The 5060-nt window shown below is 62.1% G+C and carries 1 protein-coding gene; it reads right to left on the reverse strand.

Translation table 11 applies throughout. The annotated features are described in order from the left end of the window. Window positions 1–5060, reverse strand: a 5060-nt coding sequence (locus tag A9Q02_RS15340; RefSeq protein ID WP_141508950.1) for an SdrD B-like domain-containing protein, incomplete at both ends; no start/stop codon positions are given.

Consider the following 5060-nt stretch of genomic DNA (forward strand, 5'->3'; position numbering starts at 1 on the left):
CCACCCGGAACCGTGCTGATCCCGCCGTCGGTCTTGGTGATGACGAGGTTCGGGGCCGCCGTGATGGGCGTGGTCTCATCATCCTCGTTATTCTCGGGGGTCGGGTCGTCACCATTGCTGCCGTCGTCGGCGATGACAACGGTGTTGAAGATGCTGTTGACGCCCGCAGGCAGGCTCGCATCAACCTGTACGACGAAGCTGACGGTGCCGGTGATGTTGACGGCGAGGTCGCCCACGTCGTAGGTGCAGGTGCCGCCCTCGCACGACCAACCGGTCGTGGTGATGAAGGTGGTATAGGTCGGCACGGTCTCGGTAATCACGACGCCAGTGGCATCCTGGTTGCCGACATTGGTGTAGGTCAGCGTGTAGGTAATCAGGTCACCCGTGGTCACGGTGATGTTGTCGTCGGTCTTGGTGATGACCAGATCAGGCGCGGCGATGACGGGCGTGACCTCGTCGTCGTCATTGTTGTCCAGCCTGATTTCGGGGCCGTTCTGCCCGTCGTCGGCGATCGTGACGGTGTTGGTGATGCTGGTGAAGCCAGCCGGCACGCTTGAGGCCAGCCGTACGGTAAAGGTGATGCTGCCAGATGCACCCGCCGCCAGGGTTTCAAGGCTCGTTGTACACGTGGCCCCCGCGCTTCCGCCGTCTGAACAACTCCAAGTGTTCGGCGCAACAAAGCTCGTGCTGACCGGGACGGTCTCGGTGATGACGACGCCGGTTGCGGCGAGGGTGCCGAGGTTGGTGTAGCTGAGCGTGTAGGTGATCAGGTCACCTGGCGCCACCGTGCTAACACCGTCGTTCTTGGTGATCGTGAGATCGGGCGCAACGATGGTGATTGTATCATCGTCACTCGTGTCGGGTTCTTCGCGCTCGTTCGGATCGTCATCGGGCAGACTGGTTGATTGGGTGATCGTGGCGGTGTTGGTGATGACGGTGCCGTTGACCAGATCGCCCGCGAGCGTGACTTGGAAGGTGAAGGTGCGGGTTGTGCCAGCCGCAATGGGGCCACCAGTGTAGCGCACGATGGTGTCGCTGCCGCTGATGACGGTGTTATACGCAAAGCCACTCGGTGTTGTCCCTGGGCTCACGGCGCTGAAGTTGGCTGTGGGCAATGGGTCAACAATGACAACGTCGTGCGCCGGTGAAGTTCCGGTGTTGGTGACGGTCAATGTGACGGTGACCGTTTCGCCTGCATAGGCGGTTGCTTGACTAAACTGCTTGTCAAGCTCTAGCCGCGGTTCAACCACGGTCACGTCAACCTGGTTGCTTGTGATGGTCGGGCTGTTGCCGATGGCGATGCTCGCCCGGTTGGTGAGGGTGGTCTGCGGATCAAGCCCGCTGTTCCCTGGCACGTCGCGCACCCGCGCCTGCAATTGCACGCGGAAGCTATTGTTGGCCGGATTGTTGTCGGTTGTCACCGTGACCGGCGCATTCCAGTTGAGCACAAGCGTCCCACCGTTGCTCCCTGGCCCGGTCAGGCTATACGCTGGGAGCGTGCCGTTGAAGCCGGTGGTTATGACGTTCGTGCTGCCGGTCAGATAGCTCAGGCCGCTCGGCAGCGTATCGGTGACCACGAGCGACGGGAAGATGCCCTCGGCCAGGCTGATGGTGAGCGTATAGGTGATGACTTCGCCAAGCGTGACATTGCTGCCACTGGTGGCTAGCGACGAGGTTCCCGCCAGCGCCTTGGTCAGTTCAGGCACCGTAAAGATACCCGCGTCCCAGGTCAGGTCATTGATGCCCGGGTTCAGCGTGATCGTTGCCGTGCGCCCGGTCGCCACATTGGCGTTGCTATCGTTTGCCAGCGTGCCTGTCCCGGTCGGGCTAAAGGTATAGCCGGTCGGCAAAGCAAACGCGATGAGATAGTCGTTGGCCCCGAGCATGTCAAAGCGATAGAAGCCATCGCTATCAGTGGTTGTCGTCACAATGACCGTCTCGGGCGCAGTGGCATAGCGCAGGGTCACCGTGATACCCGCCACCCCGCGTTCGCCGTTGTCCTGGATGCCATTCTGGTTCAGGTCGAGCCAGACCCGGTCGCCGAGCGAGGAGGGCTGGAAGAAGCCGAAGTCGAGCGTCAGGTTGGTGTTGGGATCGGTATCACCATCGTCAACTGGCTCCTGGCCCGAGGTGAGCATGATCGCATTGCTGCGTGCTGTTCGCTCCGTGCCAAGACCGTTGTCGTCGTCGTTGGTGTTGTTATTCGGGTTTGGCGTACTGGCAATGTCGGTTGACGAGCGATAGCCTTCTGGCGCAGTGACCTGCACCAGATAGCCGTTGGGCTTGAGATCGGTGAAACGATAGAGCCCATCAGCGCCCGTGGTGATGCTCGTGATCAGCGTGCCGGTGAGGTTGGTTGCCGGCGTGGTGCCGTCACTGAAGAAGATCGCGACCGTCGCACCTTGCAGCGGGCTGTCGCCGCTGTTGTAGGTACCACTATTGTCGCGGTCAAAGAAGACCAGATCGCCCAGGCTTAGTGGCCGGTAGAAGCCGAAGTCGAGCGTCAGGTTGGTGTTGGCGTCGGTATCACCGTCGTTGATCGGTTCCTGGCCCGAGGTGAGCGTGATGACGCCGCTGGTGGTAGCCCCGGCGGTGCTGTCGCCCAGGCCGTTGTCGTCGTTGTCCTCATTGTTATTCGGGTCAGCAACGGTATTGTCGGACGAGCGATAGCCCGCTGGTGGCGTCACGCGCACGGTGTAGTCACCAGGGCGCAGGTTGGTAAAGGTGTAGATCCCGGTGCTTGTTGTCGTCTGGTTGAGCACGTCGGCCCCGGTCACGTCGGTGACGACGCTGCCGTTGCGGAGTAGTTCAACCGTCGCCCCGGCCAGGCCGATGTCGGTGCCAGCCACATAGGTACCGCTATTGTCGCGGTCGTGGAAGATCAGGTTGCCCAGGGTCAGCGGGTGGTAGAAGCCGAAGTCGAGCGTTAGGTTGCTATCGCCAGCATCAGTTGGCTCCTCGCCCGAGGTAAGCGTGATGACGCCACTGGTGGTAGCCCCGGCAGTGCTGTCGCCAAGGCCGTTGTCATCGTTGTCTTGATTGTTATTCGGGTCAGCGACGGTATTGTCGGATGAACGATAGCCCGCTGGTGGCGTCACGCGCACGGTGTAATCACCGGGGCGCAGATTGGTGAAGGTGTAGAGGCCTGTCGCGGTCGTCGTCTGATTGCTGACGTTTGCGCCGTTCACGTTGGTGACGACGCTGCCGTTGCGCAGCAGTTCAACCGTCGCCCCGGCTAGGCCGATGTCGGTGCCGTCCACGTAGGTGCCGCTATTGTCGCGGTCGTGGAAGACCAGGTTGCCCAAGGTGAGCGGCCGATAGAAGCCGAAGTCGAGCGTCAGGTTGGTGTCGCCACCATCAGTCGGCTCCATCCCCGAGGTGAGCGTAATCACGCCGCTGCTCGTTGGCCCGGCGGTGCTATTGCCCAGACCGTTGTCGTCGTTGTCCACATTGTTGTTCGGGTCAGTGACGGTATTGTCGGACGAACGATAGCCTTCTGGTGGCGTCACGCGCACGGTGTAAGCACCAGGGCGCAGGTTGGTAAAGGTGTAGAGGCCCGTCGCGTCTGTCAGTTGGCTGCTGACGGTTGCCCCGGTCACGTCGGTGACGACGCTGCCGTTGCGGAGCAGTTCGACCAGCGCCCCGTCCAGCGGGCTATCGATTCCTGCATCATACGCGCCGCTATTGTCGCGATCGTGGAAGACCAGGTTGCCCAAGGTGAGTGGCCGATAGAAGCCGAAGTCGAGCGTTAGGTTGCTATCGCCACCATCAGTCGGCTCGAGGCCCGAACTGAGCGTAATCACGCCGCTGCTGACGATGCCGGTGCTGCTGCTACCAATGCCGTTGTCATCGTTATTGACATTGTTGTCTGGGTTGGCCGTGGTCGCAATGTCGTCGGACGAACGATAGCCGTCTGGTGGCGTGACACGCACCATGTAAGCGTCTGGGCGCAGGCTGGTGAAGGTGTAGAGGCCCGTCGCGGTCGTCGTCTGACTGACAACCGTCACGCCGTTTACGTTGGTAACGACCGTGGTGCCGTCAGCCAGGAAGAGTTCGACCAGCGCTCCGGCTAGTGGGCTGTCTGTGGCTGGCTCGTAGGTGCCGCTATTGTCGCGGTCAAAGAAGACCAGATCGCCCAGGCTTAGTGGCCGGTAGACCCCGACATCCCAACTGTCATCATACTCACCCGAGACAAGCGTCGTGCCACTCATCACGCCGGTTGTCGGATTGGCATCCGAGTCGGTGGCGCTGGTGCCGCGTCCGGTGACGGTGAAGCGATAGCCGTCGGGCAGGGTCGCCGTGACGGTGTAGACGCCCGGGAGGAGGCCGGTAAAGCTGTAGAAGCCACTCGCGTTGGTCGTGGTAATGGCGGTGACCAGTGCATTCAGCCCGTCGGTACCCGTAAGCGTGAGGGTCACACCCGCAACACCGGGTTCGCCTGCATCCTGAACGCCGTTGGCATTGCGGTCGAGCCAGACGAAATTGCCGATGCTGGCGGGCCGGTAGAGCCCCGCGTCCCAGGTGTTGTCAAGTTCACCCGAGGTGATGTCGGTCCTCGCCATCACGCCGGTGGTGGGATCAGCGTCGCTATCGGTCGCGTCGTTGCCGCCCTGGTTCTGGGCGGTGAGGCGGTACCCGGCGGGGGCCGTGACGGTCACGGTGTAGGTGCCCGGGACAAGGTTCGTAAAGGTGTAGATGCCGCTCGCGTCGGTGGTGGTCGTCAGCGTGACGGTTGCGCCGGCACCGGTCTCGCCGTTGAGGTCGAGCCTGACATTCGGCACGCCCGGTTCGCCCGCGTCTTGCACGCCATTGCCATTGCGGTCGTCCCAGACCCGGTCGCCGAGGGTGCCCAATTGATAGAGCCCGGCGTCCCAGGTGAAGTCGTCCACGCCGCTCACCAGCGTGATGTCGGCGGTGGTGCTGGTCGCCCCGGCCCCGGCGGTCACGTCGCTATCAAGCGCATCGTCACTGCCGGCATTCTGTACACTAAAGCGGTCGTAGCCATCAGGCCGGGTGACGGTGACGCGATAGAGCCCAGGCAGCAGGTCGGTGAAGGTGTA

It is taken from the genome of Candidatus Chloroploca asiatica, assembly GCF_002532075.1.
GTDB classification, from domain to species: domain Bacteria; phylum Chloroflexota; class Chloroflexia; order Chloroflexales; family Chloroflexaceae; genus Chloroploca; species Chloroploca asiatica.